The following is a 22320-nucleotide window of genomic DNA, read 5'->3' as shown; positions in this document are numbered from 1 at the left end:
GGGAAGACGTCATGCCTTCATTCAACCGCACGCTCTGCCATATCATGCCGCTGGTCCTGCTGTGTCAGCCAGCGATCGCCCAGGATTCCGCGGCTTCCGCCGAACCGCCATTCACCTCCGTGCAGCGCGATGACTTCGCCATCGCCGGGTCCCTGTCTAATAGTTGGGCGGACTTCGACAATGATGGCGACTTGGACCTTGCCGTGTCGCTCAAGGGCGGCGACATCCGGCTCTATCGCAACGACAAGGGGAAGTTCGTCAATGTAGGCCCGCAGATGGGCCTGCCGACGTCCGGCCCCGAAATGCGTGGCGTTGCCTGGGGGGACTATGATGGCGACGGCTGGATCGACCTGCTGGGTGGCGCCACGATGCCGGGCGACCTCAGCCTGGTCTTTCACAACCAGGGCGGCAAGACATTCACGAACGTCGCGCCGGAACTCGGCCTCACCATTCCCAATCGGTCCGCGCGCCAGACCAGTTGGGTCGATTACGACAATGACGGCGACCTGGACGTCTATGCCGCCAACCGCATTGGCCCCAACAGCCTGTTTCGCAACGATCGTGGCAAGTTCGTCCAGGTGTCGGTCGGCACCGGTGTTTCGGACAGCCGCCCGACGGTAGGCGCATGCTGGTTCGACTATGACCGCGACGTCTTCCTCGACGTCTTCCTCGCGAACCAGTCGGGCGCGACGGATGCGTTGTGGCGTAACAATGGCGACGGCACGTTCACCGATGTCGCCCCCGCGCTGGGCATGGACAATCCGGGGCGGTCAAAGGAGGATGGCGGGGTAGGCTGCGCCGTCGGCGACTATGACAATGACGGTTTCCTTGACCTGTTCGTCCCCAATTACGGGGTGAACACCCTCTATCACAATAATGGCGACGGCACCTTCACCAATGTCGCCAAGGAGATGGGCGTCGCCATCGACAATCACGCCGTCGGGGCGGTCTGGGGCGATTATGACAATGACGGCTATCTCGACCTCTTCGTTACCTCCTACCATGGCCCGCGCGATCAGCAGCAGCCCAAGGACAGCCTGTTCCATAATGAGGGCGGAAAAGGCTTCCGGCAGGTGTTGAGTGAAACGTCCAAGCTCAATGTCGGCGACCATGGCGTGCAATGGGTCGATTATGACCGGGACGGGGCGCTCGATCTGTCGGTGATGCGCGGCTACACCAGCCAGGGCGGCCATTTCCTGTTCCACAACGATCTGGATCGTGCGGCGGCAAAGCGCAGCCTGTCGGTTACCTTGCTCGACGCCAAAGGGCGCTTCACGCGCATGGGCGCGGAAGTGCGGCTTTACGACAAGGGCGGCAAGATACTGGCAACGCGCCAGCTTTCGACTGGCGACGGCTATAATTCCGAAAATGCCGCGCCCCTGCATTTCGGGCTCAAATCGCTCGACCCGGTGAAGGTCGAAGTTACCTGGATGACGAAGAAGGGGCGCAAGCTCCAGACGTTGTCCAACGTGAAGCCATCACTCTACGTGCGAAAATCGTTGGTTATCGAGGAGCAGATAGAGCGTTAGGATGGGAGGATCACGCTCGATTATTTCTACCTTCTCTTTGCGAAACGACATCGGAAAGCGTAAGGGCAGAGGCAGATAACGAAGCCATCTGTAAATCGTATCAGTGTTAACTGCTGCCGCAAGGTCGCGGGACATTAGCGCATTTCGCGAGCATGAGCGGCAATGGCAGGATTAGGCTAAATCCGACGGTTCAGAATGAACGGTGGAATGACTTGAACTGGTCGACAGCTGCCGGGAATTTTCGTGGGAGCGATATGGTCCCTCCACACGGTATCTGAGGACGTCGGCATTAGCGCCAAAACTGGATATTCCCGGTTGGAGGCCATCCGTGACTATCATTGCGGCTGCTGGAAGACTGCCATTTGCGCCGCCAACGCCGCCTTGAAAGCAGGCCGCGCCGTGCCGCGTTTGACATAAGCCGCAAGGTTCGGATGCGCCGCAAGCAAGTCTGGCTCCGGCACATTTCGTAGCACGTCGACCATCAGCAAATCGCCGATCGTAAAACGATCCTCCAGCCAGTCGCGGTCGCCCAGCGCCGCTGCAAGCTGTGCCAGCCTCATCACCGGCAACGGTCGAACTGCCGCCTTAGCTTCCTCCTGCCACGGTTTTGCGTCTGCGAAAAAGCGCAGAAGCGTCAGCGTACCTAGAAACGGTTCGATGCTGTTGAGCGCCGCAAACGCCCAACCGATCGCCCGCGCGCGCCCGGCAGGATCGCGTGGCAGCAACCGTTCGTCCTTTTCGCCGATCCAGATCAGAATTGCCCCTGATTCAAACAGGGTCAAACCATCTTCACGGTAGGCCGGCACTTGGCCGAACGGTTGATCGGCAAGGTGTTCCGGCGACTTCTCTGTCCCTGCGCCGCCGACCAGCCGGACGCGATAGGGCAGGCCAATTTCCTCCAGCGCCCACCGCACGCGCAGATCCTTGACGCGGCCCTGCGCCATTTCGGGCACCCAGTCATAGGCAGTGACTTCGATGGCGGCATGCGGATCGACGGGCATGTCAGGCCGACCCGGTCTGCATTGCATCGGGCGCTGCTGCCATGTCCATCCACATCACTTCCCAGATATGACCATCGGGATCCTCAAAGCTGCGGCCGAACATGAAGCCGAAATCCTGTGTCGGCGTCGGGTCGCCTTTCCCGCCCGCAGCCATCGCCTTGTCGACATAGGCATCCACCTCGTCCTTGCTGTCGGCGGATAGACACAGGAGCACCTGCGCACTTGCATGCGCATCCACAATCGGTTTTGACGTGAATTGCCGCCATTTGTCGTGGGTCAGCAGCATGACATGGATCGCGTCGCTAACCACCATGCAAGCGGCAGTCTCGTCGGTAAATTGCGGATTGTTGGCGGCACCAATGGCTGCGTAAAACGCCATTGACCTTTTCAGGTCGGTGACTGGCAGATTGATGAAAATCAGTTTGGACATGGCTTCTTTCCTCTAAACCCAATCACTGATTGATTTCAGGGGTGACGAGGCGCGAAAGCTTGTCGAGCGAGTCCTGCCAGCCCAAGTAGCACATTTCTGTGGGAATGACGTCGGGAATGCCAGCCTGTTCGATGCTCAACTCGGTTCCGCACGATACCGGCTTGAAGTCGACAGTCACGACGATCTCGCCGGGCAGGTTCGGATCGTCGAACCGGTCAGTATAGCGCAGTCGTTCTCCGGGAACGAATTCCAGATATTCGCCGCCGAAACTATGTGAGCCGCCAGTCGTGAAATTCGTGAACGCCATACGAAAGCTTCCGCCTTCGCGCGCATCGAAATGTTCGACTTCGGCGGTGAAGCCGTAGGGAGGCAGCCACGCCGCCAGCGCTTGGGCATCGGTAAAGGCACGGAAAAGCTTCTCGGGTTTGACTGGCAGGACGCGGTGAAGATGGACGGTTCCGGGCATGTTATGCACTCCTTTTCAGTTCGGCTTGGGGACGCCGCACAGCATGGCGACATAAGCTTTGAGATGCGCGACGCTGGTGCGGGTATGCGCCGGGTCGCCGCTCGCTTTCGACAGGATGAAACCTCCCTGCAGGACGGCCTGGAAATGGAGCGCCAGGTCAATCGGCTCGACATCCTGCACGTTGTGGGCTGCAAATGCGGCGGCGATATCGGGGACCAAGCTTTGCGAGTGCCCGAAAATGCTCGCTTTGCACGCATTGCGAATGGCAGGGCTGGTCCCGTGCACCTCCTGCACCATCGTGCCCACCAGACAGGTGAATCCGGCAATCTCGTCCGACACGAGGTCGCGCCGGAAATCCAGGTAGGCAAACACGCGGTCGAGAGGGTCGGCGGGAAGGTGATAGGGTGCGTCGGCAAACAAGGCGGATGTCGTTTCCGCCCAGTTATTTGCGGCAGCCACGCCAAGCGCTTCTTTCGACTCGAAATGGTGAAAGAATGCACCCTTGGTCACGCCCGCTGCCGCACACAAATCGTCGACGCTTGTCGCCGTAAAGCCCTTCTCGCGGACCAGCTTGGTGGCAGCGTCAAGCAGGCGCGTCCGGGCGTTGGGCTTGTTTGGGACGGAAGGAATTCGACTCGACATGGACACTACATACCGACCGGTTGGTATGTAGTCAAATGCGGGATTTAGCCGGTGGAGCGCTTTCATCGATGCGCGCGGCGGTCCCATTGTTGGCCAGTCCATGCTGGTGAACGGCAAGGCTTGGTCCGAATGGATCAGCATTCGCTGCTTCGGTTGCGCCGCCATGCCACGATGTGAGGCGCCTGCAGCACCCACGTCGGTAGTCTCTCTGCATCGACCAACCGACCACGCAGCGGGGATAGAGACCGATCACGACGGCCAGATAGCAAAGTCGTGCCTGCCGTCCGCTTCAAAGCGTCCCACCGGCGGGTTCTGTCAGAAGCTGACGTTCATGGTGGCAGACAGGAACGGCCGGGCTTGGCCGTCTCCTTCCTGAGATGTCGAGTGCCGGTAAGCCTATGACGGTGGAGCGACGGCGGTGCAGTAAAGCAAAGCTTTCCAGCTCTGAGGGGCTGCTGGGGTACGTTTACGCGATCCCAACTTTGGCGGCTCTGGCTGGCCCATTCTTGAAAAGGCTGGCTGGCAGGGTTATGGACAAAATAGATAAGTTTGCTATATTGGACAAAAAGACGATATGGCCCAGCCGCAGATTACCACCCGCCAGGACGCCCGCGATGCCGTGGCGCACTTTCTTGACGCCTTGAGCGGTTCAACCCTGCTCAAATTGGCGAACATGCTCCAGCGTTCAAGTCCCGATCCCGAGCGTCTGGCGCGCAAGGTTCTGGAAGCGGCTAGCGATTTTACGGCAACGCGCAAGCTGGCGGACGGTGGCCTCGGCAAGCTCGTCAGCGAAGCGCAAGGGCAGTCCAGGCTCGACGCCGTCACGGTTGAGGATGATCTCAGCCACCGACTGGCAACCGAAACGCTCGGGGCAGGGGAGATGGCAATCGCGCTGGGGGTCGCTCGGGCCTCGCTGGATAATTGGCGGCGTGCGCACAAGATCCTCGCTCTGCGCAAGGGCGTTCGCAACTATGTCTATCCCACGCGGCAGTTCGATCGACGCGCGCCGGTCGAGGGGCTTGACCGTGTTCGTGTGCATTTCAGCGATGATGAAACGGCCTGGGACTGGCTCGTGACCCCCAACCCCTATACCGACGGTGCAGCGCCCTTGGATCGTTTGCGCAGAGGCAAGATCGAGGAAGTGGTTCGCGCGGCGGAAGGCGCGCTGGACTATCAGTGAAGCTCGATCTGCGGCGTATCGAAGCGCGTATCCGAGCATATCCAAGATGGTCAAAAAGATAAAAAGTGGGAGATTTTATCTCAGGTTCAATGGATAAGTAATTGCAATATAATTGTTATTCCACGGGAATCGAACCCGTGTTTCCGCCGTGCCCGATGCACGCATGGGCGGAGACAATCCGGACAACTGCTATCGGCCTGGCGGGCAATGGCGGTCGCTATCGGATTGCCGGACAAGGTACAGGGCGGGGGACCAGTCCACTGGCTCGACATCGTGCCATTGGATCAGGTTGATGCGCATCTGCCCGATGATATTGCCCGGCTGAGCCGGGAAGAACGTCTCGCGCAGATCGATGCGCGTCGCCGCGCCTGGTCTCGCAGGATCAGTATTTGATCAAAAACATCCTCATGTCCGGAAAAAAGCATCCGGTTTAAACGTTGATGCAACATTTGGCCGAAAAAATATGGATTATATAATCATCTGAAAATAAAGCCGGAAAAAATGGCGCTGGAACTGTGTCCTGAAAACAACGGACGACTTAAATCATCTTCCCTATTCCAGCGTATATGCAAGATCGCGTATCTGATGATCCATAACATCCGCCAATCAAGGGTTTGGCCGAGCGGGAAATGGCGCTAGCTGGCGTTCATCCGTTCGCCGGCTTCAGAGCAAAGCTATAGGCCGGTTCCATCAGTCCCTGAGAGGATGCAATGACCTATCGACGCTATCTTGCCGCGACTTGCGCGGTTTTGTTCGTTTCCGCACCCGCCTTTGCTCAGGATGCCGCGTCGCCGCAGACCGACGGCGTGTCGACCGGCGACATTGTGGTCACCGCGCGCCGCCGCGACGAGGCGCTGCAGGATGTTCCGATCTCTGTCTCGGCCATTTCGGGCGAGCAGCTTTCGCGGTCGGGCGTGACCGACGTTCAGGGCCTGCAATACCGCACCCCTTCGCTCTCGATCACCAGTGCGCAGAGCCAGCGCAACACCATTGCCTTTTCGCTGCGCGGCCAGCGGACGCAGGAAACGCAGCTCTTCACCGATCCGCCGGTCGGCACCTATTTCGCCGAAGTGGTGCAGCCGCGCCCCTACGGCTTTGGCAACAGCCTGTATGACCTTGAATCGGTCCAGGTTCTGAAGGGTGTGCAGGGCACGCTGTTCGGCCGCAACATGACCGGCGGCGCGGTGCTGGTCGAGCCTGCTCATCCGAAGCTGGGCGAGTTCGCGGGCGAAGTTCGTGGCCAATATGGCAATTACGACATGCACGATATCTACGGGATGGTGAACGTTCCGGTCGGCGATTCCGTTGCCCTGCGCGTTTCGGGGAAGACCCGCGAGCGTGACGGCTGGGCGCACGACATAGGCAGCGGACTGCGTCTCGATAACCAGAATTACGACACCTTCCGCGTGTCGGCGCTCGTGTCGCCGGGCAATGGCATTGAATCGCTGACCGTGTTCGATTGGTTCAAGTCGCGCGAAAACGGCACCGCGTCCTTCCTGACCTCCATCAGCTATCCCTCGGCTCTCAGCAGATATGCCAACCTGGCCGATATTCCGGGACAGTTCGCCGAAGCGCAGCGGCTTTTCCGCACGCATCGCTACACGCTCAATTCCGGTTCGGGCGACGGCAGCAATCTCGACGTGTTCGGGTTGCCGCGTGAAAGCATCAAGAATTGGGGAATCACGAACAAGACGACCTGGGAACTATCTGATAACCTGACGCTGAAGAATATCTTTGGCTACCGCAAGCAGCGTCGGGATATCGTGCAGGATTATGACGGAATCCCGGCGTTCCTGATTGCACCCTATCAATATTCGCGCTCACGCAATATTTCGGAAGAATTGCAGCTCCAGGCGAAGATGTTCGATAACCGGCTCGACCTGATCGCCGGCGGCTATTATTTCGAGGAAAAGGGTATTGACGGCTCGCTCGCCAACACCTTGCCTCAGCTGAATATCGCCGGGGCAGGCCTCAATCCCGCGACGACCGACGCGTCGCTCTTCGTCACCAGCAATCCGGGTGAAGGCTATGCACGAACCGCGGCCGCCTTTGTCGCGGGCACCTTCAAGGTCACGGATCAGGTCAGCCTGTCGGGCGGCCTTCGCTACAATTACGACAAGCGGAAAATCACCGTGTCGCCGTCGCAGCCCAACTATCCCAATGCGGACGGTACCTTCGGCCGTTGTACTTTCAACCCGGTCGTCCCGGCGGGTTATGAGACCACCGTCCGGCAGACCGGGCCGTGCGCCTTCACCAACAGCAAGTCGTTCAAGGAATGGACCTACGACGCGACCCTGCAATATGAACCTACGCCGGAAGTGACGACCTATGCGTCTTATCGTCATGGTTTCCGGGCGGGTGGCTTTTCGACTCGGGCAACCGGTGTGGTCACGCTGGCACCCTTCCTCCCCGAATTCGTCGACGAATATGAAGTCGGCCTGAAGACCAATCATCGGTTGGGTGGCGGTCGCCTGACCACCAGCACGGCGCTGTTCCGTCAGGATGGCAGCGATGTGCAGAAACAGCGCGCCACTTTCGTCGACGGCAATGTCTTCACCATCGTCGACAATACCGCCAAGCAGCGCAATGTCGGTGGCGAGTTCGAGGCGAACTTCAGCACCGACACCTTCTCGCTCGCGGCCTTCTATTCCTACACGAAGGTCAAGATCCGGGCAGGCCGCGTCGTGCTGGCCAATGGTCTGACCGAGTTCGAGCAGCGCGGCGTTCCCAAGCATCAGCTGGGTGCCACGGCGACGATTTCGCCGCCCATCAGCGAAGATGTCGGCCAGCTCAACTTCATCATGAACTACACGTGGCGCAGCAAGATCTATCTTGACGATTTCGAGATCCAGGGCGTTCAGCCAGCCTATTCGCTGATCAACCTGCGTGCCGAACTCAACAATGTCGGCGGGTCAGGCGCTTCGGTCGCCGCCTTCGTCAACAATGCGCTAAACGAAACCTATCGCATCGGCGTGCTGGGTCTCATCGCCGAAGGGTTGGGCTTCCAGAACAGCGTCTACGGTGAGCCGCGCACCTATGGCATCGAGGTGGGCTTCAAATTCTGATCCTGGATCAGGGTGAAAGCATCAAGGGGGCGCAGAGTTCTGCGCCCCCTTTTTCTTGCGCGTTGCTGTCTGGCATTCTGCGCCAAAAGGACCACGGAGAGATTCATGAACAAGGCTTATCCTGCTGACGCATTGCCGCTGCCGTTGACGCCCGAGCAGATCAACAGCGCGTGGCTGACCCGCGCTCTGCGACAGCGACTGCCCGGCGTGTCGGTGAGCGACTCGCAGATAGTCGATATCATCCTGGGGACCTCGACCAAGATCCGTGTCCGGCTGACTGTGGAGGGGGAGGGCGCCGAACAGATCGGCGAAACCCTGATCGTCAAAGGAGGCTTTGAGGAGCACAGTCCGAAGATGGCGGCGATGTACGCCAATGAAACGCGCTTCTACGCCGATATTCAGCCCTTGATCCCCATGCCTTCGCCACGTGCCTATTTTGCCGGAACGGACCCGAATTCGCACCAGTCGATCGTCATCATGGAGGATCTGAAGCGGCCCGGCGTCGATTTCTGCGATGCGCTGCGCCCGCACAGCTTCGATCAGATTGCGCGCCGCATGGAAACCATGGCCGCCTATCATGCAGCGACCTGGGCTTCACCCCATTTCCAGACGGGCGGCCGCTGGGCCGACATCGCCAGCCGGTTCGACGGCTGGGGACTGGACTATATGCGCCGTTATCTCGTTCCCGATATCTGGGCGCATTATATGGCCTCGCCGCGGGGCGCGGCGGTGTCCACGCGGCTGCACGACCGGGTCTGGATGGAACGCGCGCTGATGACCATCGGTGACATTCAGCGCGCCCAACCCCGCTGCCTCATTCATGGCGACACGCATCTGGGCAATCTGTACATATTGGAGGATGGCACGCCCGGCTATTTCGACGCACAGGTGGCGCAGACCGCCTGGCACCATGAGGTCTCCTACCACATCGTCTGTGCCGCCGACCTTGCCGATCGGGCGGAATGGGAAGGCGAGTTGCTGCGCATCTATCTCGACGCGCTGGCGCGGGAAGGTGGCCCGGTTCTGGATTGGGACGAAGCATGGCTGGATTACAGGCGTTCCATCGTCTGGGGCCTGTTCATTTTCCTCACCAATGAGGTGAGGTTCCAGACGGAGGCCGTCAACACGGCCTATGCCGCCCGCTTCGGACAGGCCGCACTCGACCATGACCTCCGCGAGCTATTGCCATAGGAAACGCTGTCTCGCGGCCCTTCGGGCGGCATTGATCAGATGCTTGCCTCTTGCGCGATGAACTGGTCGATCGTGGCGTTCAGCCGGTCGACCAGCGCGCGATCCGACAGTTCCACAAAATAGCCGAGTTGTTCCACGGTATCGAGGTGGATCACTGCCGGATCGCCATTGGGCATCCTTGCGCCCCAGCTTTCGAATACGCATTCGACGCCATCGGGCCGCTGCGAAAGATCGTCGACTGCATAGCCGAGGTGAAAAATGCCTTCGCCCCGTGTTTCCAGCCATTCTCTGGCATTGCCTTGACCGATGACCGGCTCGATCATCTCCAGATAGACATCGCCCCATCTGGTAAAGGCGTTCCTGTTGGCAAAGCGGCCGCGCCAGTCGCGATAACGGCCCTCATAATCGGTATCGAGCCGCCAGAAAGGGCCGAGCCCCAGGAGATTGCGGTAACGCGCCATGCCTGCGTCGATATCGCGAACCACCACGCCGATTTGATAAAAGTCGCCCCGGAATTCCATCGCCATCCTCTCATCTGCCTTTCCGGCGTTAGACCTGTCGCGGGGGTCGTTCAGCCGTCAGCTCTCGCGGCCTGCCGCTCTGGATTCCTTGTTTTCCGCGATTTCTTAACCAGCGATCGGTGTCGATCGCTTGGAAATCGCTCTAAGCGTCGGCCTGGGCCTTGATCCGATCACGCAACAGGAATTTCTGGATCTTTCCCAAGGGCGTGCGCGGAAAATCATCCATCAGGAACAGATGGCGCGGCACCTTGTAATTCGCCATCTGCTCGCGACTCCATGCCGTCAACTCCGCCAGCGTCAGCGCTTCGCCATCCTTCAGGATGACGCAGGCGGCGCAGACTTCGCCCATGCGATCATCGGGCCAGCCGATTATACATACATCGGCAATGGCGGGATGTTTGCGCAGGATATTCTCGACCTCGGCCGGATAAGCGTTGAAACCGCCGACGATGACGACATCCTTGAGACGATCGAGGATGCGCAGCGTGCCATCCTGCGCAATGCATCCTACATCGCCGCTGTGAAGCCAGCCGTCTGCGTCGATCGTGGCTGCGGTCTGCTCCGGCTCCTCGAAATAGCCCTGCATCACCACCGGGCCACGGATCAGCAGTTCGCCGCTCTCGCCCGCGGGCAGCGGATTGCCCTGCGCATCGATGATCCGCAGCTCCACGCCGGGCAGCGGCTTGCCGACCGTCCGCGCGATCGTTTCAAAGCTGGCATCGGGATAGTTGACGGTGGCGAGCGCCGTGCACTCGGTCTGGCCGAAGCTGGTCAGGAACAGGTCGAACCCGAATATTTCCCTTCCGGCGCGGATCAGGTCGACAGGAACATTGGAAGCGCCAGTGTGCCCAACCCGCAGCGAGGAAATGTCGAACGCGCCGAAACGGGGATGGTCCATCAGCGAGAGGAAAATCGTCGGCGGGCCCATCAACACGCTGATCCTTTCGCGTTCGATCAGTGAGAGCAGCGCCTCGGCGTCGAACGTGGACAGCGGATAGACGGTGATGCCCGCCACCAGCGCGGAAATCCAGCCCGACCTGTAGCCGAAACTGTGGAAGAAGGGATTGACGATGGCCATGCGATCGCCGGCCCGCAGGTCATTGGATTCGTTCCAGATGGCGGGCACCCACAATGCCTGGCCATGATTGTGCATCGCGCCCTTGGGCTGTCCGGTGGTGCCGCTGGTGAAAAGAATATCAGCGATCGTTTCCGGCGTCACGGCCGCAATATGTGCGGCAAGTTCCGCCTCATCGGCCTGCGTGCGCCGGAACATGTCGAAACCAGGTCCGTCCAGTGCCACGATATGGCTCAGCGCCGGCAGATCGCGCACCGGCCCGGCCGATCCCGGGCCTCCTCCCGCCTGGGTCAGCATGGCGGCATAGTCATTGCCCAGAAACCCCGTCACGGTGAACAGGATCCTGGCCCGCGTCTTGGCCAATATGTAGAGCGCCTCGCCACCCTTGAAGCGAGTGTTGATGGGCACCATGATGGCGCCGATGCTCTCCGCCGCCGCCGCCGCGATCATCCACTCCGCGCTGTTGGGCGCCCAGATCGCGACCCTGTCGCCATAAGCGACGCTATGGGCGATCAACGCACGGGCAAGATCATCGACCCGTTCCTTGAATTGCGCAAAGCTGATCCGTGTGCCGTCCTCCCCGACGATGAAGGGTGTGTCGCCATAACGTGCGGCGACATGCGCGATGACCTTCGGCAATGTGTGGCCAAGCGTCTTCGGCAGGTCGGAAAAATGTGGATTGGTCAAGGCTGTCGCGCCGATCACAGCAACCCCTTTTCCTCAGCCGTCCTGACGTCGGGAGAGACGCCGGCTTCGCGCATGGCTTCGATGACCGCCGTCGTGGCGGATGCGATGCACGGGAAGCCGACATAGGGGGTGAGTTGCACCAGCAGCCCTTCCAGCTCCTGCGGGGTCAACCCGTTGGCGATGCCGATCTTCACATGGTTTTTCAGTTCCAGCGACTGTCGCATGGCAATAAGGGCGGATATGACGGCCATGCTCTTTTCCTTGGGAGCAATGCCCTGATGCCGCCAGGCGTCATGAAAAGCCCAGCTTGCCGCCATGCGCGGGATGGCCGAGCCAAAGCCATCGGCGGTGCATGCGTCGCGAAAGGCATTGCCGAACCCTTCGCCCATGATGCCGCTGATGAAGTCGACGCCCGATTTCTGCTTCTCGTCCAACTCAGCCATCCGATGTCTCCATGCATTATGATTGTCTGGCCTATGGGCGGCGGCGTGCCCACGTCAACAATGCCGCTGCCGCTATGGCTAGGTAGCATATAGTGATCGGTCATCTGATGGTGCCGGTGCTCCATCGCCTATGTGATGGCAGGTCCGGGTCGATATTCGCGCCATCCGCTCAAGCCTATATAGGTTTGGACACTGGATGCGCGACTTTCATGGCGCATGGCCCAGACAATATCGAAATGACGTCACGACCTTGGGGAAGGAAGATTATGTCTGCACAAATCAAGGCGACGGGAACTTCGCCTGTTTATTCCGGTCCGATCTTTGATGCCGACACGCATTTCTGGGAAACGGATGAAGCCTGGACGAAATATCTGCCCCAGGACGCTGCCGAACGCTATGGCGTAACGTTCAAGACAGGATCGGACGGCGACTTCGCCATGTATGTGGGGCCGCGCAAGGTGGAAATCAGCGCCGACCATCTTTTTGAGGATGGCCGTGTCCCCGCGCCCGGCAAATTGCACGAATGGCTGCGCGCCATGAAGGAGGGCAAGGCCGAGATCGACATGCATGTGCCCAAGAGCGCGGACATGATGGAACCCGAAGCGCGGGTGAAACTGCTCGACGCCTGGGACGTGCGTTCGTCCATTCTCTTTGTCGGCAACATGATCACGGCAATAAGTTTCCTTGATGACCCGCGTTATGCCTATCCCGTGTTGAACGCCTATAATGGCTGGATGCACGACCAGTGGAAGTATAATTACAACGACCGCATCTTCTCATGCCCCATCATGACCCTCGACAATGTCGAGGAGGCCTGCAAGGCGCTGAAGGATGTGGTCGCGAAGGGCGCAAAGCTCATCCTGATGCCGATGGGCCCCTATAACGGCAAGGCGCCCGCGCATCCCGACCATGATCCCTTCTGGGCGATCGCCAATGAAGCAGGTATACGGGTCGTCTTCCATGTGTCCGAGGCTATTTACCTGAAGGATCATATGGCGTTGTGGGGGGAGGGCATGCAGCAATCGCGCATCCGCCAGTCCGCTTTCGTATGGATGCACGGCTATTCGGAACGGCCGGTGATCGAGACGCTGTCGAGCTTCATCTTCTGGAATTTCTTCGAACGCTTTCCCAATGTGAGGCTGCTGTCGGCTGAAAATGGCGCCGAATGGGTGCCGTCCATGCTGGTGAAGATGGACAAGTGCCGGGGCATTGCGAAGAACGGCTATTGGCCCGCCGGGCAGTTGAAGGATCGGCCCAGCAACATCTTTGCCCGCCATGTTTCCGTCGTCGCCTATCCGGAGGATGACCTGAAATCCATCATCGATCAGGTCGGCAACGCCGATTGGGTCTTGATGGGATCGGACTATCCGCATGCAGAGGGCGTGGAGGAACCGCGGCTGTTCGCGGAGGAAGCGTGCAAGGATCTGTCGGCCACCGATGTGCGCAAGGTTATGTATGAAAACGGCATGCGCTTCATGGGGCTGCCTGTCTGAAGCTTGTCTTCGGTCGACAAGCTATCCGCCGCGCGTCAGCTTCCCGCTGAAGCGCGGCGGCCCGCCTCCACCGTGGCGCTCAGAAGCCGGTCGAAATTCTGCTTCATCCTGGCGAGCGGAGCGGCCAGTATCAAGGCGCCGAGCATATCCCCATCGGGGCCCATGACCGGCACCGCCAGTGCCGCAGTGTCGCTCAACATTTCCCCGAAACTGGCGCAATAGCCCTGCCTGCGAATTTCCGCCAGGCTGACGCGAATGGCGTCGGGATCAGTTCGAGTGCTGTCGGTCAGTTGCCGAAGATGGGCGCGGGCCAGATAGTCCTCTACCTGCTCCGGACCGGCAAAGGCCATGAGGACGCGGCCGGCGGCGCTCGCGTACAGGGGCGCGCGCAGCCCAGCCTGCATGGCATAGCGCACCGGTTGCGGGCTGTTGCTCGCTTCGGTGTAGATGGCCTGCCCGATTTCCCAATCGGCGATGGCGAATCCCACCGATTCGCGCGTTTCGGCAGCGAGTTGCTTGACGAGGGACCGGACCAGTTCGGGCGCTGACCAGTGGCGCACGATCCGGCTCGCGAAATGATAGGCCGCCGGCCCCAAACGGTAGCGCCCTTCCTGGCAGGACAGATAATGCATGTCGCACAGGCCCCGCAGCGTATCGATGAAGGTGCTTTTGGGTACCGTCATGACCGCGCTGAGCTCGGCCAGGCTCATTCCATCCTGCTTCCCGGCCAGCAATACCAGCAGATCGAGCACACGCGTGATCGCCTTCGGTCCCCGCGCACGGGTCTCCTCGACTTTGGCCTCTTGCATCTTCCCCGCCCGTCCCCTGTTTTCTGCTCAGCCTGCATAGTCATTCGAAAAATCGAACGCAATTCGAAAAATCGTTGGACATTATATTTGTGATGCGATACGAAAATCCGTGCAGCAGATGCAATTTCATGCATCCGCGGGAGGAGAGGAAAGCCAATGGCCACCAGCGCATCCCGGACCATTAAATCCGCGCATCGAGTGCTGGAGATCCTGGAATATTTCGATCAGGATCGCCGCGTCGCCACCGTCATGGAAATGTCGCGCACGCTGAACTATCCGCAATCCAGCACATCCGAACTGCTCCGCTGCCTGACGCGGCTGGGCTATCTCCACTATAACCGCGTACGCCGGACATACAGCCCGACCGCGCGAGTCGCCCTGCTGGGCGCCTGGGTGAAACCCTCGCTGTTCCGGGGCGGGCCGGTGCTGTCCGCGATTGACGAGATCGCCAAGCTGACCGGCGAGACGGTGCTTTTGTCCACCAGCTCCAACTATGTGCTGCAGCATCTGCACGTCATCCACGGCAATAATGAAGATGCGCTGGACGCCCATGCCGGTGACCAGCTCTCCATCTTGCACAGCACCCAGGGCCGTCTGCTGCTTTCGAGCTATCGCAACGAGGGGATCCGTTCGGCGGTCCATCGCCTGAACGCGGAGGAGGCCGACCTGTCGCGCCACGTCCGTGTGGCGGAGCTGCTGTCCGAATTTGCCGTGCTGCGCGAGAAGGGCTGGACCATAGAGCAGGATCGCGACGGCGTTGGCTGCGTCGCCGTGTTGCTGCCCTTTGGCCGGAACATGGATCGCCTGACCGTCAGCGTCATCGCCCAGCCGGCAGTGATTGCCGCGCGTGGCCAGGAAATGTTGGACCTGCTGCTCAGCCGCAAGGAGAGCATTGCCGAACTGCATCTGGAGGAAGATGGCCAGGAGCAGGACAACAGCAACGTCGTGAAGATGCCGGAGACGATAAAGATCGCCAGCTACCGCCGCCATTTCGCCTGATTGCGCTGTCCGGGTTCTGCATGAACCGTGCGGTGCTGCCCGGCGGAACGGGTGAAATTCGGCTTGCGGATGCACCATTGCCACCAGCACCGCGCAAGGACGAAGTGCTGGTGCGCATGCTCTATGCGCCTGTCAACCCGGCTGACCTGTTGGCGATCGATGGTCGATATTCCTTCGATCTGCCTCAAGATCAACCGCTGGGGGCTGAAGGCGTGGGGCTGGTGGAAAGCGTGGGCGAGGCCGTTGCCGATCTCCGCCCGGGCGAATTGGTGATGCCGCTTGAGCGAGGCAATTGGTGCGCGATGCGCCTTCTGCCTCGCCGTCATCTCGTGGCGCTGCCGGGCATTGACCCGGTACAGGCGGCCATGTTGCGCATCAATCCGCCCACCGCGCATCTGCTGTTGCGCCATGCGGGCGCGCGTCCGGGCGAGGCGCTTATTCAAAATGGCGCAGGGTCGGTCGTCGCGCATTGGGTTCGCGCCTTCGCTGCCCGCATGGACATCAAGGTGATCGATGTCGTGCACAGGCCGCATCCGGCGACACCCCATGCGTTGTTGGACGGCGATCATCTGGCGGAGCGTGCGCGGGCTGCATCCGACGGTCGGCCGATCCGCGCCGCCCTGGACTGCGTGGCGGGCGCGGCAACCGGCCGGCTTGCAAGCTGCCTCGCGCCCGGTGGCCGGCTGCTGCTGTTCGGCCATCTTTCCGGCGACCCGATACAGGTGCGGTCGCAAGTGTTGACCGGCGGCGGCCTCTCGATCGCGGGTTTCAGCCTTCGCCCCGCTGAAGCGGCACTGGGGGCTGCTGGCGTGCACGCGATGTTCAAGGAACTGGCCGCACTTCATGCCGCCGATCCGCCCGCCTTGCCGGTGCGCGCCATCATTCCGCTTTCCCGCGCCGATGAAGGGATCGCGCTCGCGCGGGCGGGAGGGAGCGGGCGGATACTGTTCGATCTGGCGCAATGATATCGGGCATGTGAAGCCCTTGGCGTCGCCGTTGACTTGGAAGGCCGATGCCTGCTGGGGAGGAGGCTCTTATATGGGAACAGCGCGATGAAACTGGATTTTACGCCTGAGGAAACCGCCTTCCGCAATGAGGTGCGCGCTTTCCTCCAGCATGCCCTTCCGGACGATCTGCGGCGCAAGATGATCAACAGGGATCATCTGACCAAGGAGGATACGGTGCGGTGGCAGCGCATTCTCAATGCGCAGGGATGGGCGGTTACCCATTGGCCCGTGGAATATGGCGGTCAGGCATGGACGCCGGCCCAGCGCTATATCTTCCAGGAGGAAATGGCGCTGGCCCACGCGCCGGAAGGATCGCCGTTCAATGTGAACATGATCGGCCCGGTGCTGTGCAAATTCGGCACGGCGGCGCAAAAGGAAAAATTCCTCGCCGCCACTGCCAATATCGACATCTGGTGGTGCCAGGGTTTTTCCGAACCGGGCGCCGGCTCCGACCTTGCCAGCCTGAAGACGACGGCGGTTCGTGACGGCGATCATTATGTTCTCAACGGCCAGAAGATCTGGACGACCCAGGCCCAGCACGCCGACTGGATGTTCGGGCTTTTCCGGACCGATAGCAGCGGCAAGAAGCAGCAGGGCATAACCTTTCTGCTGCTCGACATGAAGACGCCGGGGATCACCGTCCGCCCGATCGAGACGATCGATGGCGAACATGATGCCAATGAAGTCTTTTTCGACGACGTGCGCGTGCCGGTGGACAATGTCATTGGCGAGGAAGGCCGGGGCTGGGACGTGGCCAAGCATCTGCTGGGCAGCGAACGCAGCGGCATCGCCCGCATCGGCCTGTCGAAGGAGCGCCTTTCGCAACTGCGCGCGCTGGAAACCCGGCTTGCCGAAGAAGGCACGCTGGACGAGGAAGAGCAGCGCCGTCTGGCCCACAAGCTGGCCGAGGTGGAGGTGGAATTGCGCGCGCTGGAACTGACGCAGTTGCGCGTCGTCGCGGCGGATGCCCATGGCGGCGGCGCCAATGCAGCCGCGTCCATCCTGAAGGTCAAGGGCACGGAAATGCAGCAACGCATGACCGAACTGGTTGCCGAGCTTGCCGGCCCGGCTGGGCTGGCCATGCCGGACCATGACCATGCGCGCAACGATCCGGACGACGGCTGGGTCAGCGCCGCCGCGCCCTTCTATTTCACGATGCGCAAGGTGTCGATCTTCGGCGGATCCAATGAGGTCCAGAAGAACATCATCGCCAAGACCATGCTGGGACTCTGACGCGCCATGGATTTCGACCTGAACGACGAACAGAAGATGCTGCAGGAAACCGTCACGCGCTTCGTGGCGGAAACCTATGACTTCCAGAAGCGCGAACATGCGCTCAAGACAGCCGACGGCTGGAGCCGGGAGGCCTATGCCGGGCTTGCGGAGATGGGCCTGCTCGCGCTGCCCTTCGCCGAAGAGGATGGCGGTTTCGGCGGCGGTGGCGTGGAAATGATGATCGTCATGGAAGCGCTGGGCCGCGGCCTGATGGTCGAGCCCTATTTCGCGACCGTGGTGCTGGCGGGCGGCGCGCTGCGCCATGGCGGCTCGGCGGGGCAGCGCGCGGACATTGTTCCCGGCATCGCCGCGGGCGAACGCATCCTGGCATTGGCGCATAGTGAGAAGGGACTGCCGCGCCATATACTGGCGGCGCGCACGACCGCATCGCGATCGGGCGACGGATGGACCATCGACGGTTGCAAGATTGCCGTGATCCACGGCCAGAGCGCGGACACATTCATCGTCAGCGCAATGACGGAAGAGGGGCTCTCGCTCTTCCTGGTGGACGCGGCGGCGAAGGGTGTGACGGTGGAGGGCAAGCGCGGATATGACGGCGTGCCGGTCGCCACGGTGGCCCTTTCGGGCGTCCATGTAGCGAACGAAGCCCTGATCGGCGCGCCGGGGCAGGGGGAGGACATCCTCTCCCACGTGTTCGAGGAAGCGACCGCCGCCCTGGTCGCGGAATCGGTCGGCGCCATGGCCGAGACGTTCGACGTGACCGTGGACTATCTCAAGACCCGCCAGCAATTCGGTGTCGCCATCGGCAGTTTCCAGGCGCTTCAGCATCGCGCCGTCGAAATGCTGATGCAGCTTGAACTGTCGCGCAGCATGTCGATCCTCGCGGCGCTGTCGCTCGACATCGACGCCGATCAGCGGAGCCGCAACATTTCGGCCGCCAAGGCGCAGATCGGCAAGTCCGGCCGCATCATCGGTCAGGAGGCGGTGCAGATGCACGGCGCCATCGGCATCACGGCCGAATATAAGGTGGGCCACGCCTTCAAGCGGCTGACCGCCATTGACGCGCTGCTGGGCGACAGGGACTGGCACCTTGCCCGTCTGGCGAAAATGCGCGGCGTTTATCCCGCCGCCTGAAGCAGGGTCGGTGGGGTCATGGGGCGCGCCACGCCATGACCTCAGCCGGCCGGTGCGGACCGGACCCGCGCCCAAAATGCTTGCGCTGCGGCATCCAGCATGTCGGCGCCATAGGTGATAAGCCCCTGCTCGACGCGATAGAGCATGGCCCATTCATAATGGATCGCCTCGCCGTTCGCCGCGCTCCGGCGATAAGCGCGGGCGTGGACAAAGGCGCATTCCCGATCGATGCCGTTTATGGCGATGATCTCGTCGTGCCGTTCTTCCAGCGCCTCCGCGCAGGACGCGGCGAAATGGAGAAAGGCATCGCGTCCGACCAGCGTCTCCTTCGTGCCACTCGGGCCGAACAGGCTGTGCACCACGTCCGGATGGAAATAGTCCGCCGGGGCAGGCCGGTCTTGCTCCCCGACAGGGAAAACATCGGGATGTTGCCGGCCGTCTGCCGTGAAGCCGAACATGCGCGTCAACAGCTTCACGGCATCGTTCATCACCTGGTCCTCATCCTTCGGCAGCCTTGCGAAGCATGACCGCGCGGTCGCCGTCGCGTACGACGACCAGTCGCATGCCGGCTTTCATATAATTGACGAAATCGTCGAAGCTTTCGCGCACGCCCGGATTGATCGGGCGCAGATAGCTGTCCTTGTCGATTGTCAGCGTGACTTCGCCGATCCGGTCGGCATCCACGGTCACGGTCGTCGGCGTGAAGGACTTCACCGTCGCGGCGATGGCGCTGGGATTGGCGGCCGACTGGACGCGCGAGTCGAAGGAAACGCGCAGCCGGTCGCTATTGTTGGGCAGGCCGCAATGCGGCGTGCAGGGATGCACGACCAGCACGTCGCCGGGCATATAATCCGTGGTGGCCCAGCTTTCGGCCGGGATCACGTCGCGCGGGATCGGGAAAGGATTGGGCTTGCCGACATTGTGGAAATAGCCGCGCTTGTTCTGGCCCACTGCCAGCGCCAGGCCGCCCATGTCGCGCGTGCATGGGGTCAGGGATATCCAGACCGGGCGATAGTCCTGGATGCCGGGGCTGTAAAAGCCATCCTGGTGCACTGTGCCCAGCTTGCTCCGGGGCGGATAGGTTCGATATTGCACGATGGGTACGGAGCATGCCGGCTCTCCCAGCACTTTTTCCATCACTGCCTGATTGGCCGGATCTTCGATCAGACGGGCGGCGATTCCGGCATAGAGGTCGCTTTCCTCCATGCCCCCTACCGACGGCTTGCCGGTCCATTTGCCAGTGGGATCGCCCGGCTCGACCAGTCCCATCTGGGCGGCCACGGCCAGCATTTCGTCGCGGGCGCGGGCGACACTGTCCTGATCGAACACGCCGCGCAGCAGGATATAACCCTTCTCCTCATAGAAGCGATTGAGCGCTTCGGGATCGTCCAGCAGATGGTTGCAGCTTTCCAGCTCGCCCGCCGCGACGACATCCTGTACATCCAGGTCTTCAGCTTCCGGGCGATTGATTACATCGACGCTCATTTCTTCCTTCCTCTCCACTCGGGCCGGTCAACCTTCGGAGGCGCCGGGACAGGGCCATATTAACATGGCAAGCCGTTTGAGGGTGGGATGGTTTTCGTCGACTTTCGGCTGTTATTGATCATTGCCCTGCATCAGAAGCTTCAGCATCTGCATCAACTTGTCGTCCTGCCAGGCGGCGATTTCCGCCACGCTTCGGCCGGCAGCCGCTTCTTCCATCTGTTCGACCAGCATCGCCTGCAAGGCCGGATCGGCCAGCGGCGGATCAGCCATGGTTTCCCAGCGCTTCACGATCCCCGGCGCAAATTTCGGCAGGAATTCGGCGAGGCCGCCAGCGCCGCCCGAAGTATGGAAGGTGGTGAACTGACCCTGGATGGCCCATTTCAGCGCGAAGCTGTGCTTCATCGCCTTGTCGATGTCGCCGACGCTTGCATAACCCTCTGCCACCAGCCGCACCGCTTCCCGGAACATGGCGGCGGTCAGCCGGTTGCCGATATGGCCGAATATCTCCCGCTTCAATCGGATCGGCTGTTTGCCCATCGCGGTGTAAAGCGCGTAGGCGGCGTCCACGGCTTCCCCGGCAGTGCCTTCGCCGCCGCCCACCTCCACCAGCGGGATCAGGTGCACGGGATTGAACGGATGGCCCAGTACGAAGCGATCGGCGGTCGCAAGCCCGGCCTGCAACCCGGTAATGGGCAGGCTTGACGTGCTGCTGGCGACCAGCACGTCCGCAGGCGCCAGCCGGTCGAGATCGGCGAACAGCGCCTGCTTGAGGTCGGTGCGCTCCGGCGTGCTTTCCTGCACGAAATCCGCGCCCGCCAGCGCGTCGGTCAGGCTATCGTGGACGGAAAAGCGCGTGGTCCAGTCGTCGCCTGCGCTCGCAAGGCCCAGCTCGACCATCTGGTCCCATGCCCCCGCGACATGGGCGATGGTGCGTTCGCCGGCTCCCGGCATGGGATCATGGAGGCGCGCCGCCCGGCCGCTGCCCAGAAAGGCAGCGACCCAGCCATTGCCGATCACGCCGCCGCCGATCGCGGCGACGGTGCGAATGCTGTCCGCGTCGCGATAGGCGGGCATGGCGATCAATATCCCTTGAAGACCGGCTTTTCCTTGTTGGCGAAGGCGGTGGTCGCCGCCTTGTAGTCCTGCGTCAGCATCGTCATGGCTTCATAGGCGATGGACAGTTCGCCCGTCAGGTTCACCTGATCACGGATGCACTTGTTGACCGCCGCCTTGGACCAGCGCACGGCCCACATCGGCTGCCCGGCGATCTCGCGCGCGATCTTCAGCGCTTCCTCCAGCACCTGTTCCTTGGGGAAGGCATAGTTGACCAGGCCGATTTCCTCCGCCTTCTTGCCGTTCAGCAGCTTGCCGCGCATCAGATATTCCTTGGCCTTCTGCGGCCCGACCAGCAGCGGCCACATCACGGAGCCGCCATCGCCCGTCACCAGGCCGACGCGCACATGGGTATCGCCCAGCTTCGCGTCCTCCGCGACGATGCTCATGTCGCAGAAGGCGAAGAGCGAGGTGCCAAGGCCGATGGCGTCGCCATTCACCGCCGCGATGATCGGCTGTGGCGTCATCAGGATCTGGTCCCAGATCCGCAGTGTGTTGATCGGCACGCGCAAGGCATATTTCAGGCCGTATTCGGTCTGGGCGCGCTCGGCCATCAGCTTGATGTCGCCCCCGGCGGAGAAAGCCTTGCCCGCACCGGTCAGCACGATGACCTTGATCCGCTCGTCGCGGGCCAGCTTCAGCCAGATATCCTCGAGCTGCCAATGATTATGCGGTCCCACCGCGTTCAGCTTGTCGGGATTGTTCATCGTCACGACGGCAACGCCGTCTTCGCCGATTTCGACCTTGAAGAAATCGAATTCGCTATAGTCGATGTCGCGCTGAAACTCGTTGTCGCTCATGATAGTCTCCGGAA

The 22320-nt window shown here is 61.2% G+C and carries 22 protein-coding genes; 10 read left to right on the top strand and 12 right to left on the bottom strand.

The genetic code is table 11. The features are described from left to right. The first annotated feature begins 11 nt into the window (after positions 1 to 11). Entirely contained in the window at positions 12 to 1529 is a 1518-nt protein-coding gene (locus MRBLSP13_RS01435; RefSeq protein WP_363752204.1) for a CRTAC1 family protein, read from the top strand. A 335-nt stretch (positions 1530 to 1864) separates the two neighbouring features. Here MRBLSP13_RS01435 and MRBLSP13_RS01430 read toward each other — a convergent pair whose 3' ends face one another. From MRBLSP13_RS01430 to MRBLSP13_RS01415, 4 genes are read right to left on the bottom strand one after another with little or no spacing between them, the layout of a single operon-like run. Next, positions 1865 to 2473 carry a glutathione S-transferase family protein gene (locus tag MRBLSP13_RS01430; protein WP_363736233.1) on the bottom strand — a complete coding sequence of 203 codons (609 nt, stop codon included), beginning with the start codon at positions 2471 to 2473 and terminating at the stop codon, positions 1865 to 1867. Between the two features lie 58 nt (positions 2474 to 2531). After that, positions 2532 to 2960 (bottom strand): VOC family protein, encoded by a 429-nt coding sequence (locus MRBLSP13_RS01425; protein WP_363736231.1) that lies wholly within the window; start codon positions 2958 to 2960, stop codon positions 2532 to 2534. 22 nt (positions 2961 to 2982) lie between these two features. Continuing rightward, positions 2983 to 3426: an SRPBCC family protein gene (locus MRBLSP13_RS01420; protein ID WP_363736229.1), complete on the bottom strand. Its 444-nt coding sequence runs from the start codon at positions 3424 to 3426 to the stop codon at positions 2983 to 2985. A gap of 15 nt (positions 3427 to 3441) precedes the next feature. Continuing rightward, positions 3442 to 4209, bottom strand: a complete 768-nt coding sequence (locus MRBLSP13_RS01415; RefSeq protein ID WP_363752202.1) for a TetR/AcrR family transcriptional regulator — start codon at positions 4207 to 4209, stop codon at positions 3442 to 3444. Positions 4210 to 4642: 433 nt separating this feature from the next. Between MRBLSP13_RS01415 and MRBLSP13_RS01410 the strand changes: the two genes are divergently transcribed. From MRBLSP13_RS01410 to MRBLSP13_RS01395, 4 genes are all read left to right on the top strand, one after another. Further along, positions 4643 to 5248, top strand: coding sequence for a hypothetical protein (locus MRBLSP13_RS01410; protein WP_363736226.1), 606 nt, complete (start codon positions 4643 to 4645; stop codon positions 5246 to 5248). 207 nt (positions 5249 to 5455) lie between these two features. Further along, complete coding sequence (locus MRBLSP13_RS01405) at positions 5456 to 5641, top strand: hypothetical protein (RefSeq protein ID WP_363736225.1); 186 nt, start codon at positions 5456 to 5458, stop codon at positions 5639 to 5641. Between the two features lie 317 nt (positions 5642 to 5958). Further along, positions 5959 to 8313, top strand: coding sequence for a TonB-dependent receptor (locus MRBLSP13_RS01400; RefSeq protein ID WP_363736223.1), 2355 nt, complete (start codon positions 5959 to 5961; stop codon positions 8311 to 8313). Between the two features lie 105 nt (positions 8314 to 8418). Beyond that, on the top strand, positions 8419 to 9504 hold the full coding sequence (locus MRBLSP13_RS01395; RefSeq protein ID WP_363736222.1) for a phosphotransferase family protein: 1086 nt from the start codon (positions 8419 to 8421) through the stop codon (positions 9502 to 9504). Between the two features lie 35 nt (positions 9505 to 9539). Here MRBLSP13_RS01395 and MRBLSP13_RS01390 read toward each other — a convergent pair whose 3' ends face one another. The 3 genes from MRBLSP13_RS01390 to MRBLSP13_RS01380 form a co-directional block, all read right to left on the bottom strand. Next, positions 9540 to 10031 (bottom strand): VOC family protein, encoded by a 492-nt coding sequence (locus MRBLSP13_RS01390; protein ID WP_363752199.1) that lies wholly within the window; start codon positions 10029 to 10031, stop codon positions 9540 to 9542. A gap of 136 nt (positions 10032 to 10167) precedes the next feature. Then, the gene (locus MRBLSP13_RS01385; protein ID WP_363752197.1) at positions 10168 to 11787 is read right to left on the bottom strand and encodes an AMP-binding protein; all 1620 of its coding nucleotides are present in this window, start codon (positions 11785 to 11787) and stop codon (positions 10168 to 10170) included. Between the two features lie 14 nt (positions 11788 to 11801). Next, the gene (locus tag MRBLSP13_RS01380) at positions 11802 to 12230 is read right to left on the bottom strand and encodes a carboxymuconolactone decarboxylase family protein (protein WP_363736219.1); all 429 of its coding nucleotides are present in this window, start codon (positions 12228 to 12230) and stop codon (positions 11802 to 11804) included. A 266-nt stretch (positions 12231 to 12496) separates the two neighbouring features. Between MRBLSP13_RS01380 and MRBLSP13_RS01375 the strand changes: the two genes are divergently transcribed. Further along, positions 12497 to 13723, top strand: a complete 1227-nt coding sequence (locus MRBLSP13_RS01375) for an amidohydrolase family protein (RefSeq protein ID WP_363752195.1) — start codon at positions 12497 to 12499, stop codon at positions 13721 to 13723. Positions 13724 to 13758: 35 nt separating this feature from the next. On the opposite strand, the gene MRBLSP13_RS01370 is transcribed toward MRBLSP13_RS01375, so the two are convergent. Continuing rightward, a complete protein-coding gene (locus MRBLSP13_RS01370) occupies positions 13759 to 14532 on the bottom strand; it encodes an IclR family transcriptional regulator (protein ID WP_363736216.1) in 774 nt (257 codons plus the stop codon). A 156-nt stretch (positions 14533 to 14688) separates the two neighbouring features. Here MRBLSP13_RS01370 and MRBLSP13_RS01365 point away from each other — a divergent pair, with 156 nt between their 5' ends. From MRBLSP13_RS01365 to MRBLSP13_RS01350, 4 genes are all read left to right on the top strand, one after another. Next, entirely contained in the window at positions 14689 to 15531 is an 843-nt protein-coding gene (locus tag MRBLSP13_RS01365) for an IclR family transcriptional regulator (protein ID WP_363736214.1), read from the top strand. 20 nt (positions 15532 to 15551) lie between these two features. Then, positions 15552 to 16496, top strand: a complete 945-nt coding sequence (locus MRBLSP13_RS01360) for an MDR family NADPH-dependent oxidoreductase (RefSeq protein ID WP_363736212.1) — start codon at positions 15552 to 15554, stop codon at positions 16494 to 16496. Positions 16497 to 16583: 87 nt separating this feature from the next. Next, entirely contained in the window at positions 16584 to 17771 is a 1188-nt protein-coding gene (locus MRBLSP13_RS01355; RefSeq protein WP_133651306.1) for an acyl-CoA dehydrogenase family protein, read from the top strand. A gap of 6 nt (positions 17772 to 17777) precedes the next feature. Then, complete coding sequence (locus MRBLSP13_RS01350) at positions 17778 to 18908, top strand: acyl-CoA dehydrogenase family protein (protein WP_363736211.1); 1131 nt, start codon at positions 17778 to 17780, stop codon at positions 18906 to 18908. Between the two features lie 41 nt (positions 18909 to 18949). Here MRBLSP13_RS01350 and MRBLSP13_RS01345 read toward each other — a convergent pair whose 3' ends face one another. The 4 genes from MRBLSP13_RS01345 to MRBLSP13_RS01330 form a co-directional block, all read right to left on the bottom strand. Then, positions 18950 to 19396 carry a nuclear transport factor 2 family protein gene (locus MRBLSP13_RS01345; protein WP_363752193.1) on the bottom strand — a complete coding sequence of 149 codons (447 nt, stop codon included), beginning with the start codon at positions 19394 to 19396 and terminating at the stop codon, positions 18950 to 18952. Between the two features lie 10 nt (positions 19397 to 19406). Then, positions 19407 to 20393 carry a phytanoyl-CoA dioxygenase family protein gene (locus MRBLSP13_RS01340; RefSeq protein WP_363736208.1) on the bottom strand — a complete coding sequence of 329 codons (987 nt, stop codon included), beginning with the start codon at positions 20391 to 20393 and terminating at the stop codon, positions 19407 to 19409. A gap of 111 nt (positions 20394 to 20504) precedes the next feature. Continuing rightward, positions 20505 to 21467 (bottom strand): 3-hydroxyacyl-CoA dehydrogenase NAD-binding domain-containing protein, encoded by a 963-nt coding sequence (locus tag MRBLSP13_RS01335; RefSeq protein WP_363736883.1) that lies wholly within the window; start codon positions 21465 to 21467, stop codon positions 20505 to 20507. Positions 21468 to 21472: 5 nt separating this feature from the next. Next, the gene (locus MRBLSP13_RS01330) at positions 21473 to 22306 is read right to left on the bottom strand and encodes an enoyl-CoA hydratase/isomerase family protein (RefSeq protein ID WP_133651301.1); all 834 of its coding nucleotides are present in this window, start codon (positions 22304 to 22306) and stop codon (positions 21473 to 21475) included. Positions 22307 to 22320 lie beyond the last annotated feature (14 nt).

It is taken from the genome of Sphingobium sp. LSP13-1-1.1 (assembly GCF_040676415.1).
Classification (GTDB): Bacteria; Pseudomonadota; Alphaproteobacteria; order Sphingomonadales; family Sphingomonadaceae; genus Sphingobium.
The sequence above is the reverse complement of the archived record's forward strand: the minus strand, read 5'-3'. Positions and strand labels throughout refer to the sequence as shown.